This is a genomic window from Streptomyces sp. NPDC054872, from assembly GCF_053610705.1.
Genome location: NZ_JBSGYY010000013.1, coordinates 146,947 through 160,585 on the forward strand (window position 1 = coordinate 146,947; position 13,639 = coordinate 160,585).

11 protein-coding genes and 5 pseudogenes are annotated in these 13,639 nt (G+C 66.4%); 9 read left to right on the forward strand and 7 right to left on the reverse strand.

Going from position 1 to position 13,639, the window contains the following annotated elements:
• The 3 genes and pseudogenes from ACWGIH_RS18270 to ACWGIH_RS18280 all read right to left on the reverse strand — a co-directional run.
• Positions 1 to 803 (reverse strand): annotated as a pseudogene (locus ACWGIH_RS18270) (IS701 family transposase); the annotation flags it as partial.
• Between the two features lie 149 nt (positions 804 to 952).
• Entirely contained in the window at positions 953 to 1,354 is a 402-nt protein-coding gene (locus ACWGIH_RS18275; RefSeq protein WP_453691667.1) for a hypothetical protein, read from the reverse strand.
• Positions 1,355 to 2,275: 921 nt separating this feature from the next.
• Positions 2,276 to 2,857, reverse strand: a complete 582-nt coding sequence (locus ACWGIH_RS18280) for a transposase (protein WP_453445453.1) — start codon at positions 2,855 to 2,857, stop codon at positions 2,276 to 2,278.
• A 122-nt stretch (positions 2,858 to 2,979) separates the two neighbouring features.
• Between ACWGIH_RS18280 and ACWGIH_RS18285 the strand changes: the two genes are divergently transcribed.
• The 6 genes and pseudogenes from ACWGIH_RS18285 to ACWGIH_RS18310 all read left to right on the forward strand — a co-directional run bounded on the left by ACWGIH_RS18285 (position 2,980) and on the right by ACWGIH_RS18310 (position 6,172).
• Positions 2,980 to 3,468, forward strand: coding sequence for a hypothetical protein (locus ACWGIH_RS18285; RefSeq protein WP_453445430.1), 489 nt, complete (start codon positions 2,980 to 2,982; stop codon positions 3,466 to 3,468).
• 586 nt (positions 3,469 to 4,054) lie between these two features.
• Complete coding sequence (locus ACWGIH_RS18290) at positions 4,055 to 4,306, forward strand: hypothetical protein (RefSeq protein WP_453445432.1); 252 nt, start codon at positions 4,055 to 4,057, stop codon at positions 4,304 to 4,306.
• Positions 4,307 to 4,309: 3 nt separating this feature from the next.
• On the forward strand, positions 4,310 to 4,687 hold the full coding sequence (locus ACWGIH_RS18295) for a toxin Doc (RefSeq protein WP_453445434.1): 378 nt from the start codon (positions 4,310 to 4,312) through the stop codon (positions 4,685 to 4,687).
• A 503-nt stretch (positions 4,688 to 5,190) separates the two neighbouring features.
• Positions 5,191 to 5,328 carry a hypothetical protein gene (locus ACWGIH_RS18300; protein WP_453445435.1) on the forward strand — a complete coding sequence of 46 codons (138 nt, stop codon included), beginning with the start codon at positions 5,191 to 5,193 and terminating at the stop codon, positions 5,326 to 5,328.
• Positions 5,329 to 5,541: 213 nt separating this feature from the next.
• Positions 5,542 to 5,798: pseudogene (locus tag ACWGIH_RS18305) on the forward strand (hypothetical protein).
• Between the two features lie 5 nt (positions 5,799 to 5,803).
• Positions 5,804 to 6,172, forward strand: a complete 369-nt coding sequence (locus ACWGIH_RS18310; RefSeq protein WP_453445455.1) for a hypothetical protein — start codon at positions 5,804 to 5,806, stop codon at positions 6,170 to 6,172.
• Positions 6,173 to 6,202: 30 nt separating this feature from the next.
• Here ACWGIH_RS18310 and ACWGIH_RS18315 read toward each other — a convergent pair whose 3' ends face one another.
• The 3 genes and pseudogenes from ACWGIH_RS18315 to abc-f all read right to left on the reverse strand — a co-directional run bounded on the left by ACWGIH_RS18315 (position 6,203) and on the right by abc-f (position 8,728).
• Positions 6,203 to 6,592, reverse strand: coding sequence for an ATP-binding cassette domain-containing protein (locus ACWGIH_RS18315; protein ID WP_453445457.1), 390 nt, complete (start codon positions 6,590 to 6,592; stop codon positions 6,203 to 6,205).
• Positions 6,593 to 6,819: 227 nt separating this feature from the next.
• A pseudogene (locus tag ACWGIH_RS18320) lies at positions 6,820 to 7,098 on the reverse strand (ATP-binding cassette domain-containing protein); the annotation flags it as partial.
• Complete coding sequence (gene abc-f / locus ACWGIH_RS18325) at positions 7,091 to 8,728, reverse strand: ribosomal protection-like ABC-F family protein (protein WP_453445437.1); 1,638 nt, start codon at positions 8,726 to 8,728, stop codon at positions 7,091 to 7,093. The pseudogene ACWGIH_RS18320 and the gene abc-f, both read right to left, overlap by 8 nt.
• Positions 8,729 to 9,184: 456 nt before the next feature.
• Here abc-f and ACWGIH_RS18330 point away from each other — a divergent pair, with 456 nt between their 5' ends.
• The gene (locus tag ACWGIH_RS18330; RefSeq protein ID WP_453445439.1) at positions 9,185 to 9,802 is read left to right on the forward strand and encodes an SUKH-4 family immunity protein; all 618 of its coding nucleotides are present in this window, start codon (positions 9,185 to 9,187) and stop codon (positions 9,800 to 9,802) included.
• Here the strand turns inward: ACWGIH_RS18330 and ACWGIH_RS18335 are convergent.
• A pseudogene (locus tag ACWGIH_RS18335) lies at positions 9,729 to 10,768 on the reverse strand (IS630 family transposase). The gene ACWGIH_RS18330 and the pseudogene ACWGIH_RS18335 overlap by 74 nt on opposite strands.
• A 35-nt stretch (positions 10,769 to 10,803) precedes the next feature.
• Between ACWGIH_RS18335 and ACWGIH_RS18340 the strand changes: the two are divergent.
• Positions 10,804 to 11,274: pseudogene (locus ACWGIH_RS18340) on the forward strand (helix-turn-helix domain-containing protein); the annotation flags it as partial.
• Between the two features lie 519 nt (positions 11,275 to 11,793).
• Entirely contained in the window at positions 11,794 to 13,365 is a 1,572-nt protein-coding gene (locus tag ACWGIH_RS18345) for a DUF2637 domain-containing protein (protein WP_453445441.1), read from the forward strand.
• Positions 13,366 to 13,639 lie beyond the last annotated feature (274 nt).

A 13,639-nucleotide genomic window follows, 5' to 3' on the forward strand; every position in this document is an offset into this window, starting at 1 on the left:
ATCAGCAGCCAGCAGCCAGCAGCCAGCAGCCAGCAGCCAGCAGCCGGGCAGGACCCCGTCCCACCAGCCCTGTTCGGCGGAGGCAGCGGCTTTGATTGGACGCTCGACAGCTTTGCCGGCCGGCCGAACACGGATAGCGGCGAAGCGGGAACGTAACTCCCCTCGCGAGCCATGTCGCCAGGTGAGCGTGGTGAAGGCCCCTGGCTCGAGTCCCGCGGCAAGGGCCGCCACTGAAGGTGCGGGGTCGCGGTAGCGGGGCTGGGGCAGCAGCCGACCGTCCACTTGCGGGGCGGGGTTTGAGGCTTGGCGTCGAACGGGTGGGCCGTCACATCGGCCCGGATGGCGAGCACATAGGTCAGTTGGCGGTCGTCGAGTGCGGCGCGCAGGTGTGCGTTGGTGCCGTAGGCGGCATCGGCCACCACCGCCGGCGGCGTCATGCCCCAGTCGGCGAGGGTGTCGAGCATGTCCACCGCCAGACGCCATTTCTCCCGGTGTGTGACCTCGGGCGGAACGAGGGTCTTGGCCCGGAGGGCACTGTCCCTGGCCCACTCCTCGGGAAGGAACAACCGCCATTACAGCGGACAGGATGCGGTATCGCTCGCCGCGTGGACACTGACGGCGACCTGGCAGTTGGCGCGTTTGCCCAGGGCCCCGCAGTACTGCGCAGCCGTCCCGACCGACATCCGGCCGTCCTTGGGCACCGACACATCGTCGATCACCCAGGCCACCGGGCTGACCAGCGGCAACAGACGCTCGTTGATCCGCCGCTGCACCGGCACCGGATCCCACGTCGACTGATTCACGAACGCACCGCCACGAACAGCGCCAACATCGTCCGAGCACGGTTCACTTCATGCGCGTCCACCCATCCAACATGCTCCTGATCAGGAACATCCGGAAGACCTAACGGAGTCCTATGAGCTATCTGAAATAGGATTCCCGACTCAGGAGGCTAGTGGTCATTCACGAAATACCTTTCGGCGTAATCGCCGTATGGCCCACCAGGAACACCGGAAAATACTAGGGTGATTCCCTTGCCCTCAGCCAGATCGTATTTCGCGCCATCGCTGGCCTTGTGTGTCTTGCAGCTACCGGACCCGCCAGTAGCTGTCATCGTGTAGTCATAGGGCCACACGCCATCGCTTATCACATCGACATACGCCGAGTGTCCGTTCGCTTTCGCGTCACATACGGAGATGATGTCATCGTATTCCTCAACGTAGACTTTTACACCCGTGTATGAGTACACGTGATCCCAGCCGCCGCTCGGTGTGTCGACAGCGACGGCGTTGCTAGGAATTGCAACAGCTGCAGCGGCAACTGCCAGAGCTCCGCCATATGCGCGAAATCGCATGATCTCCCCTAGTGCGGTCCATACGCAGTTGAGCTGCATTGCGTCATGAACCTGATTCACCCCGCCGTTCTGGCCCATAAGGCGGTGCCAAATGTGGCGCGGAATTCTACTCAGCCGCACCACCGGCGGGAATCCGAGTTATCTCGGCGTGAGAATCCTAGCGCCTCGCGCCTGAAGTGTTGACAACCAACGAAAAGATGGCGTAATAACGACACGCTCCGAGGGGCTCGCTGAGCGACTCGTCACCCCAGACTGCCGCAAAATGACGCCAAGTGCGTTGGCGCCTAAAGGCTCGTAGTCAACCGAAGTCCTAGAGCCGAGCTATGGAACGCAATATGCCCAGTTCCAAATGTCAACTTGAGTGACGTGCGCCCTCGCCCTAAATTAAATGATTCTACTGCAGATTCGATTACCGACCCCAACGGAACCGGAAATCCTTGAGAGTGAGATTCGTTTTCCACCTCAACCTGCCCAAGGGGCCCCAAGTTATAACCGGCTGGGATATTTGCCCGCTTAACGGTCAAGGACCAATCCGGGCCGCAGCCTACGTGGACAGCCATATCCAGTCCCGCAAACAGTAGCCAGAGATCAAGAGGGCCAGCCACGCGGTTTCCATCTACTACATGCCAAGATGATGCAACCCGGATTAGGCGGCGCCCTGACAGTGCCGCCACATCAAATTCTTCTGTATGAGTCATCAGCTACACATTCCGGTGAACTGCATCTTTATTACACTTTACTGCAGACCTACCTATAGCGGGTGCAAAAAGTCCCGGTAGGCCTCGTACGAGCCGTACATCAGGGTAGGTAGAGTCGAGCTGCTGTGGACTTGCCAGTATTACGTCAATTTAGCGGATGATCTTGGTTGTTGTTCAGTTTTGGTCGGGGTGAGCTGCCCTTTGAAGGCGACCTGGAAGGCGTTCAGGGGCCTTCCAGCGCATGATCCACCGCTTGCGGCCCTTGCCGGTCGGGTCCAGGGGCATGTGCCATGTAGACGCACTTGATGGCAGCGGTCTCCGAGGGGAAGTGGCCGCGTGCGCGAACGGCTTGGCGGATGTGGGCGTTGCCGCTCTCGATCGCGTTCGTGCTGCAGATGACCTTGCGGATCTCGGCATCGAAGGAGAGGAAGGGCACGAAGTCCGCCCAGGCGTCTGACCACAGCTTCACGATCGCAGGCTGCTTCCAGCCCCATGCCTTTTGGAGCTCCAGGAACCTCTCCTTCGCCGCGTCCTCGCTGGGGGCGGTGTAGAGGGGCTTTGAGTGCCTTTGGCGACCTTGTCCAGTCCTGGCGGGTGCGTAACGGAAGCTGTTTCGCAGCAGGTGGACAACGCACGTTTGAACAATCGTGCTATGCCAGCCGGTCTCCACCGCTCGGGAAGGCCCCTGAGCCCGTCGCAGACCAGCATCAGCACATCGTTTTAGGCCGCGGTTCTTCAGCTCCGTGAAGACGTGCAGCCAGTACTGTGCGCCCTCTCCGCCGTTCCCGGCCCAGATGCCGAGGATGTCCCGGGGTGCCCTCGACCGTTAGGCCATGACCACTTAGATCGGCTTGTTCGCGGCCTGGCCATCGGTGGAATCTTCTGCTGCTAAGTTGGCACGTCCCGTTCTGACATCAAGGAGACGAAGTGCGCAAGGCTCATGCGGTGGCTGTACTGGTCCTGGCCGGACTCGTACTCGGTGGCTGTGGGTCCGGTGAGGACAAGCCGCAGGAGACCCGTGACGCGCAATCAGGCGGTGACAGAGGAAGCCCCAGCAAGGGCCCTACGGACGCGTCGGCCGAGGGGACGATGATCGACCGCGCGGCCGGTTCCTGGAAGACCATTTCCAAGACCCAGGGCGACAAATACTTCAATACGGTGACCATCGCTGATGGCCACGTCACCATGAAGGGCGCCGTGCTCGACTGCAGCGGCACTTTGAAACCCGACACGGTGGACGGCAAGGAGGCGCCGTCCTTGACCCTGACCTGCAAGGGCGGCAGCGACGGTGGCCGCGGCGTGGGAAACATGCACTTGGGTGACAAGGTGGCCAAGGACGACGCCGTAGCCTTCGACTGGAAGGGACCCAAGGGCGGTTGGGGCGGCCCGGTCGACAGCTTCCGTCGCACGGGCTGAGCCACCGAAAGAATATTCGCTGCACCCGAGGGAGCCTTTGCCGCCGCCTCCTCTGTCGGGCAGATCGCGCTCTCCTCTGACGGAAGTCTGTACCTTGCTGGCCGCATGGGGCAGTACGCCGAGACCTGGATCCTTGTACGGAGGAGATCGCTTCGTGCGAAGCCGCCGCAGCGCTTCTACGGCGTCAGTCGGCTGCGCACGTCCTCATAGATGGCCGCGGGCACGCTGACGGCGATCTAAGCCGACGCCAGCCAGCTCTACGCCGGCACCATCGACGTGCCCGAGAACTGGCTCTCGCTCACCGCACGCTACGGCTGGGCCGTCCTCTGCACCGGCTTATCGGACTGTCCGACCTGCCCCGCCGCGACCGCAGGGCCCGCCTGCGGGCACTGCGCACCGCAGCCCAGACCGGCGGTCTGGGCTGCGCTCGCACTAACGTGACCGTCCCGTCGACCTGACCAGTCCCACACTGATGGGGTACCAGTGACCCCGAGGGGGCCTTCGAGCCGGGTGCAGGGGTACCTGACTGTATGGCTTATGAGCTGCACAGATTTACGCCGCGGTACCGGAGCGGTACCGTTTTCCCATGCCCGCACTCAATGTGGAATTCAGCTACCAGGAGCTTGAGGAGCTGCGTGCCCTCGCCCAGGAACGCGGCACCACCATGAAGGCCGTCGTCCGTGAGGCCACCGCAGACAAGATCACCCGTCATCGGGCGTTGCGGGAAACTGCCGAGGTCTTTCAGGCGACCTTCCGCAACCCGGACCTGGCCGCCGCCATCGAGGCCGCCGGCATCGACGACGGGCCTGCCCCCAGCATGAGAGGACGGGCTGCCTGACCCATGGCACCTGTTCTGCACATCGATGTGCCCTGGCTGCTGGCCCAGCATGAAGCGGCGCTGCCCGACCAGCCGATGGTTTCTGACTTCTCCGCGTTTGTTGCGGCCGTGGCCCGCCACCGGGTAGATCCGCCCCGCCTGGGCTACGACTCCGATCCGTCCTGGCGTGCCGCAGCCCTCCTGCAGACCCTGGCCGTGCTGCGGCCTCTGCCCGCCTACAACGTCCGCTTCGCCTGTGCGACCACCGTCGCCTACATGCACGCCTCCGGACAGGGCCTGGACGCCCCGTTCGGGGAACTCGTCGACCTCACTCAGCAGTTGATGACGGCCAAGGCGGATGTCTTCACTGCGGCCGACCGGATCCGCTTCTGGAGGATCTAGGCAACTCTGATCGGCACATGCGCAGGTCGAGCCTCCGGGTGGGGAGAACGAACGGCGGTCTAGGGCTACATGCGGCGTCGCATCACCGCACCCGTTCCGATGAACTCCAGACGCCCCGCCGCTCGCATCCGGACGTCAGGTCGGGGAGTGGGCACGGTTGAGCCTCGAACTGGTGAGAGCCGGTGAAACGCTCCTGCCGATCAGCGCGGCGTGGCAGGCTACATCCCAGCCCCGGTGTGACGGCGTGCGCCGACCACCCTGCGACGTGCACGAACTTCCGGGGCCCGTGCGTGGCCCGGTCTCCCGTGAAACCGGGCCATACACACACTCGCCGCTCGCGCTCCTGGAATAGCCTCCCCACCACCGCGGACGACCCCTGTAATACCCACACCCCCGGACTCAAGACCACACGACGAGCACGAAGGAGAGCGACCGTGCCTGACATCCACATCAGCACGGTCTGGTGATGCAGGGAATCGGTCAGCAGGAAGACGATGCGCGCCATGGGATCGCCGTTGAACTCCGCGACGCGCTGGCCCGTCCCGTCGTGCGTCATGCTTCTGGATGACGGCCTCCAGCGCGGCCAGGGCCCGCAGGTGGTCGTCGTTGGTCAGCTCGTCATCCATGGCACCGCAGAGTAGGCCGATGCCCGGCCTGCACGCAGACGTGAAAGCACCCGCCAGTGACTTGGCAGCCCACCCCACCTGTGGGGAGACGGTGGACACCGGGCGCACCGCCCGCGATGAGCTCCCCTACGGACGGTGCAGCCCGACCATGGGTGTCGGTGCTGCGGAAATGCGCCGGTGCCGCGGTACGGGTACGTACCCGTACCGGGGATGGGAAGGAGCACGCTTATGTCTGACGCCAATATCCGCATTCCGGAGGCGGCCAGGGTCCGGCTGGCCGCCCTCGCAGCCAGCGAGGGACTGTCCTTGCGGGCCTCCTCGCCCGCCTCTCCGAAACCCTCCTGACCCCGCAGGAGCGGGCCCAGCGGGCCGAGCGGGCACGCGCTGCCCTGCAGCAATGGAACGGATACGACCCGAGTACGGCTGAGCAGCGGGACCTCGACACCGAGCTGGACCGGCGGCTGGCGCAGGCGACCGGCCGGTGAGCGAGATGCACATCGTCCTGGACGAGTCGGCGATGGCAGCGGCAGGCCACGGCAATGTCCTGGCTTCCAGGCTGATCCACAGGGCACACGCTGAGAGCGGCTGGTTTCTGTACGCACCAACCTGCGTCCTTGTGGAGGCGGACCGCGCCCGGCCTGGGACGGCCAAGCACTTGGCCGCGCTGCCCGGCATCACGGCCCTGGACCTGTATCTGCCCGCGGCACTCGCGGTGGCGCAGCAGCAGACCTGGGCCACTGCCCACACGCAGTACGTCGCCCAGCCCACCCCGGAGCGTCCTGATGGCGCCATCGTCGCCACCACCGTCCCTCAGCAGTGGGAAGGGCGACCAGTGCGTGTCCTGGACCTCGCACCGTGAATGGACGAGACACGGATCACCTCCATCCCCTCAGACAGCGATCACGAAGGGATGGAAGTGGCGAACGGTAGAGGCCGCTGAGAACGACTCGCTCAGTAGCGGAGCGGCGAGTCCAGGCGAACCGTGCCCTGCGCGCCCAGCTGGCGCCTGCCAGATACGGCCCGCCCACCCCAGGAGTGGTGATCCCTCTACGGTCCAAGCTTCGCTTTCCCTGGCGTGCGCGTTGGACAGCGCACACCCGGCCAGGACAGTCCGGTCTGGGCTACGCCTTCCGCGAGCCGCTCGGGCGGTGCCATGGTTGGTGGGCTCGTCGAGCAGCAGCCCGGCCGGTTCGTCGAGCACCAGCGCGGCCAGGGCCAGCCGGGCCCACTCACCGCCCGACAGAGTCCGAAGATCGCGGTCCCTGCTGAGCCCGGCCAGGCCGAAGACATCAAGGAATTCGCCGACACGGGCGCCGAGCTCTCAGCCACCGCGTCGCTCGAACTCCTCCTGGAGCCGGCCGTACTCCTCCATGACCGCGTCGAGATCACCGTCGCTCGACGACATCCGCTCCTCGGCGGCCCGCATCCGCCGGGACAATTTTCGAACTGCGCGGTCGCCTGTGTCAGCACGTCCTCGATGGTGAAACCTGCCGGGAAGTCGGGCTGTTGAGGCAAAAACCCCACCTGGCCCGTCACCGCGCGTACCACTTCGCCGTGCTGCGGAACGAGTTCACCCGCGAAGGCCCGCAGGAGAGTGGACTTCCCCCGGCCGTTCTCACCGATGAGACCCACCCGCTCGCCGTGGGAGACCTTGAGCGAGACGTCGCGCAGCACCATGCGGTCGCCCAGTACGCAGTGCAGGTTCTCGGCGAGCAGGTGCGCCGAGTGGTGGTCGGAGGACAGGATGTCCTGCCCGCCGGGCAGGTGTGAGGACGCGTCAGCCATGGTCGGGCGCTCCCGTTTCCCGCAGGCGGCCGTCGGCCATCCGCAGCCAGCGGTTCACGCCGATCCCCTTGGCGAACCGCTCGTCGTGGCTGACCACGATGAACGCGCCCTCGTAGGAGTTGAGGGCCCCTTCCAGTTGCTCGACGCTGTCGAGGTCGAGATTGTTGGTCGGCTCGTCGAGCAGCAGCAGTTGCGGCGCCGGTTCGGAACCCAGGACACACGCCAGGGTGGCCCGCAGCCTCTCGCCCCCTGACAGGGCCCCCACCGGCAGATGCGCCGCGGCGCCGCGGAACAGGAAGCGCGCCAGCAGGTTCAGGCGTTCCGCCTCGGGCTTGTGCGGTGCGTAATCGGCCAGGCACTGGGCGACGGTGTGGTCGAGCGGCAGCGTGTCGAGGCGCTGGGAGAGGTAGGCGATCCGCCCCTCCGCCCGCTTGAACTCACCGTGCCGCGCTTCGATCTCACCGCTGATGACGCGCAGCAGGGTGGACTTGCCGACGCCGTTCCGGCCAGTCAGCGCGATCCGTTCGGGCCCGCGGATGGTGAGGTCGACCCCTTTGCCCGCGAAGAGGTCCCGCTCCCCGTACCGGACGTGGATGCGCTCGCCGAGGAAGACGGTACGTCCCGCCGGCACCCGGGTGTCGGGCAGCTCCAGGGTGATCCTGCGGTCGTCGCGGAGCATCCGGCTCGCCTCGTCCAGCCGGTTCTGGGCGTCGGAGAGGCGCTGGCCGTGCGTGTCGTTGGACTTGGCCGCCGACTCCTGGGCGCGCCGCTTGAGGGTGCCCGCGGCCATCTTGGAGATGCTGCCCTTCGCGGCGGCCCGGGCTCCGACACCGGCCCGGCGCGCCGCCCGTTCACGGGCCTGCTGCATCTCCCGCTTCTCCCGCTTGACCTGCTGTTCGGCGGTGCGGATGTTCTTCTCGGCGGTCTCCTGCTCGGCGCGCACGGCCTCTTCGTAGTCGGTGTAGTTGCCGCCGTACAACCGCATGCCGCCCGAGTCGAGCTCGGCGATGCCGTCCATGCGGTCCAGCAGTTCACGGTCGTGACTGACCACCAGCAGACAGCCCTTCCAGCTTTCCAGGACCTGATATAGCCGGTGGCGGGCGTCCAGGTCGAGGTTGTTGGTCGGTTCGTCGAGCAGGAGCACGTCGGGCTGCCTGATCAGCTGGGTCGCCAGTCCCAGGGAGACGACTTGGCCGCCGCTGAGGGCGTGCAGCCGCTGGGTCAGCGGAACGCCGTCGAGCCCCAGGCGGTCGAGCTGGGCACGGCTGCGTTCCTCGATGTCCCAGTCGTCGCCGACAGTGGCGAAGTGCTGCTCGCCCACGTCCCCGGACGCGATTGCGTCGAGCGCCTCGATGACCGGTGCAATGCCGAGCACCTCGGCCACGGTCAGATCGCCGGTCAGGGGCAGGGCCTGGGGGAGATAGCCGAGCAGGCCCTTGACGCTCACGGACCCGCGGTTCGGGCTCAGTTCACCCGCGACCAGTCTGAGCAGGGTGGACTTGCCCGCGCCGTTGGGTGCGACCAGGCCGGTGCGGCCCTCGCCCACGGTCCAGGAGAGGCCCTGGAAGACGGGGGTGCCGTCTGGCCAGGAGAAGGAGAGGTTCGAGCAGACGATGCCGGCGTCAGACATACACGCATGCCTCGCAGATGATGCGGGAGCGCCGCAGCGCACCCAAAGGGGTGGGGTGGTCGAAGCACGTGAGACCGGGCCACGCGGCCGTACACGGTCAGTGCACAGCGGTGGCAGTCGACATCCGGGTATCACCCGGTGATGTCGTCGTCACCCGCGATCACCACGGCTACCTCTCATTCGGTTACACCATCAGCGCTTCACGCTACCAGAAGGGGAAGTTGCCGCCAGTGGAATCGGGTCACACGCCAACTGATGCCGGGGACAAGGACATACGCACTCTTCTGGCGTAAGACAAATCCTTGAGCGAAACACAAGCTGCTGACATTGCCGTCCCTTCACGTGCATCGCTACTGAACTTGAATGCGTGATGTCGGGACCGGACACCCGGCATGAGTCGTCCGTCTCGAGGGCCGGTGGGTGTTGCCGAGCAGTCCGTCGGGAGAGGATCCTCCCGTGAGCCAGCCCCTGCCGCAGTTGCCGAAGCCCGAGTTCGCCTTGATTCGCGTCGAGGCCCCACCTGAGGTGCCCACCCGGATCACTGTCGATCTCGGGGAGACTGGCATCCCAGGCGGGCTGATCGGGTACGAGTACCGACCGCTGAGCGAGCCGGTGTATTTCGGGGGGATCGGTGAGCAAGGGCTGGTCGCCATCGCAACCAGTGGCCTGTTCGGACGCGTCGGCGTCGACGTCGACGTGGCCAGTGGTCACGTGGTGCAGGTTCCCACGATCGAGTCAGCGACGGCCAGGCACGTGAACAGAGGCATCGACTCCTTCAACCGATGCGTCGAGGCCGTGATCGCACGCTTCCCGTTCTATGCGGAGGGCGACGATGAGAGGTTCGAGAGGGTGGCGGAAGAGCTGCGCGATCTCGTCTCCGGCATCGATGAGACCGCTCTCGTGCGCGACGGTTTCTGGGAGACCTTGTGCGACGACGTGGCGATCGGGGACTATGCATGCGGACTGGGACGAGTGATGTGGGACCGGTCCCTGTATTCGGTCAGCCGTCCAAGCGCAGGCCGGTCGCGGCGATGCAGCCGTCGACGAGGTCAGGGCGGTACTGGATCCCCTTGAGCCGATGTTCTACAGCTCTGGTGATCTCACCGAGGTCCGCGGCGGCCAGGTTGCCCAGGTTGCGTTTGACCAGCGCCCAGATGCCCTCGGTCGGATTGAGGTCAGGTGCGTAAGACGGGAGTTGGAACACGGTCAGCCACTCGACATTCGCGTCGATGAACTCCTTCATACCAGCGGTCAGATGAAGGCGGACGTTGTCCCAGCCCAGCACGATCGGGCCCCCGAGCTGGATGCGGGCGCGGACGACCAGGTCGCGGAAATCCCGCCAGCCGAAGCCTTTCGGCTCGTCCTTACGGCCCCGATACTCGCGGATCGCCTAGATGAGCCGGGATGGCCGGCCCGGCTTGAAGCAGACCATGCCCGCCATCGACACCCGCCCGGAGCCCCGGCCCCGCACCCGCGCGACCGGGGTCTGGCCGATCCGACTCCAGGTCCTGGCACGCGGCGGAGTCATCGACTGCCCGGCCTCGTCCTCGAACACGATCCAGGCGCCGCGCTCCGCCGCGGTGTTCTTACCCGCGGCCAGGTCTTCTTCTTCCACACCTCGACCGCATCGTCGTCCCGCTCGAGGGCCCGTCTGGCCGGCTGCTGCCAGCTCCAGCCATGCCGCTTCAGTAACCGCCCCGTGCCCTCGACGGTGTAGGAGACGTGGAACAGCCGGCCGATCAACGTCTTGATCCGCGCCAGCGTCCACCGCTGGTCCGACCAGCCATAGACCAGCGGGCCACGCTCCAACTCTCGCTCCAGCCTGACGATCTGCGTTTCGCTGAGCCGGGACCGACCCGGCGAGCCCTGCGACAGGACCCCGGCCTCGCCGTGCTCGCGCCAGGCTCGGCGCCACCGCTCCACCGACCGCTCGCTTACCCGCAGACCAGAGGCGACCTCGCGGTTTGTCTCCCTGCCCTCGAAGCGGATGACAGCCTGCAACCGGATCTCCTCCCGCGCGGCCCTCTCGGCGTCGGTCAGCCCACCAACGTTAAGTAGTCCGTGGGAGCTTCGCGATGACCAAGCCGGCCCGTGCGCAGGAGATTCCTGCCGGGCTGCTCACCGACCCGGAGATGCTCGACGCGTGCCGGAAACGCGACTTTGCCCGCGTGTTCCGGATGGTGAAGGCCAGGGCGAGCATCTACCCCTCCATGATCGCCAGGAGGTGCGAGCTGACGCCGAGCCGGGTCGGCGAAGTCATCGCCGGACGCCGTCAGTTGCTTCACATGGACGTTGTCGAGCGCATCGCGGACGGTCTGTGCATCCCAGGCCATATGCTCGGGCTGGCGCGACGGCCCTGGGAAACACCGCCGACCCTAACCATCACCGAGCATACGTAGCCGCGGGAACCGCAAGCGGAGACGAGAACGTCCACATCACTGCCTGGTCCGGATGTTGACGGCATCTTGGCGTTGACCACTCGGGCGGCCCTCAGCACAGCCACGCTTGAGGCATTCCAGTCGTCCATCGAGGACTACTGGCGCCGCGGATTTACGGTCCGTCGACATCCACCAACAGCGCTGGGCGCACCAGCTCATCCCCCTTGGTTTGCGTCGCACGCTCTGCAGGCCGTGATCGCGGAAGGCGACAACTCACCCGAAGTGTGGCTCGGGTCTCCAGTGTGATGGAGGAGCTGGCTCCTGACGGCTGGGGTGACCCAACCGAGGGACCTCGGACGCGGTCTGCTGGGGGCCCGCCTGCCGACGACCAGAAGTGACTTTACAACAGCAGCAAGGCCTGTTCGAGGCGTTCGATTCTTCTGTGTGCGCGATCCTAAGTTCGGGGTCGATTTCGGCTCTAGCGCCCACGGTACTGACGACAGCTCACACAAAGGTGGCGGAGAACGGCCTCGTACGCACTGAACCGATCAAACCCGCCACGCATCGTGAGATCGTGAAAGTCAATCAGGTGTTAGGGCAGCGACGGAGGAGGGGCGTCAGTACGTGAGTGCGACTAGGGGAGGGGCGCCGCTTGTACTGGGTCGGACTCATCGAATCCTGATCGGCGTGGTCGTCGCCGGTGCGGTCGTCATCGCCGGCATCGGTTTCGCGGGGTCGTACGCGGCCGTGCGCGAACTGGCCGAGAAGAAGGGCTTTGGCAGCTTCTCGGTGGTCTTCCCGATCGGCATCGACGCGGGCATCTGCGTCCTGCTGGCGCTCGACCTCCTGTTGACGTGGATCCGCATTCCCTTCCCGCTCCTTCGCCAGACGGCCTGGCTCCTCACGGCGGCCACGATCGCCTTCAACGGCGCCGCGGCCTGGCCGGACCCGCTGGGCGTGGGCATGCACGCCGTCATCCCGATCCTGTTCGTGGTCGCCGTCGAGGCGGCGCGGCACGCGGTGGGCCGGATCGCCGACATCACGGCCGACAAGCACATGGAGGGCGTACGCCTCACCCGCTGGCTCCTGTCCCCCGTGCCCACCTTCAAGCTGTGGCGCCGCATGAAGCTGTGGGAGCTGCGCTCCTACGAGCAGGTCATCAAGCTGGAGCAGGACCGCCTCATCTACCAGGCCCGCCTCCAGGCCCGCTTCGGCCGCAACTGGCGCCGCAAGGCCCCGGTGGAGTCGCTGATGCCGCTGCGCCTCGCACGGTTCGGCGTGCCCCTGGCGGAGACCGCCCCCGCGGGCCTCGCGGCAGCCGGCATCGACCCCGCGCTGCTGGCGCCGACCAGTCATGCACCGGCCCGCCCCGCCATCACGGCCCCGGAGGTAGAACGCAGGCAGCTCCAGGCACCGGAACAGCTGCCGCCCGAGGCGGGTGTTGGGCCGGCTTCGTTGCCGGAGCCGTTGCCCTCACAGGCTCTGCCGGATGAGGAGCTCATCGCCGTCACACCGGTGGACGACGCGGAGCTTGAGGGATACGGCGAGGCGTTCCGCGCCTACGTCAATCAGTTCGGCGTGGCTCCCACCGGCCACCAGTTCGGCTACTACCTCCTGGACACCTACGGCGTCGCCGCCGCCGACGGCCGCCCGTTCTCCGATGGCCAGCTGCGCCCCCTGCTGCAGACCCTCCGGGAGCGAGAGCTGACCGCCGGGCCGGTGGCCGGGAGGCAGCGCGAGAGCGGACCGGAGACACCAGCTCCACCGATGGATGAGACGGAGACGGTTGACGCCTCGTCTGCTGCCGCCGAGCCGCACGCCTTCTTCGGCGCACCGCCCGCTGAACCGGCCCGCGCACCGGAGCCCGCCATCGCGGCGCAGCCCGTGGCGAGCACCGAGTCAGCGGCTCCGCGCATGAAGGGTGGGAGTACGGACGCATCTCCGGCCATGCCCGCCACGGCTGGGACGTCCGTCTCGGCTCCGCGCGACGGCGAGATCGACGCAGCGGTAGCCGGCCAGCTTGCCCTGCAGCCAGAGCAGTCGCCCGTAGAGGCGGAACCTCTGCCGGAGGATGAGCGGGTGCGCGCGGCGGTGGAGTTGCTGCGCACCGAGCCGACGATGAGCGGCGCGGCGATCGGCCGGAAGTTGAACCTCTCGCCGCGGACTGCGCAGAGGGTGGCCGGTCAGGCGCGCGCCTTCATCGACGAGCAGGAGCGGGCGACGTACCAGCCGCTGCGGTCGGTACCGGATCAGCGCTGACGCCGGTCATCGCTGGCCGATTGATATCAGATTCAACTAAACGGCCAGTGTGCGGCACGCGGCACCCCTGATCGACCGCTGGAGAACACGTGATGAGGTGGCCGACGAGGCCCGATCGGCCATCAGGCATGGCCGATCCCACCGCACCAGCCATTAGCGATGACCGTGCACGAGCTGGCTGCTGGGAGCGCTGGCGCATCGACGGCGATGCCGACGCGCCACGCGGTAGTCGCCCATCGACGTCGCCGGTAACCGAGGTCTGACCTGCAGGTAT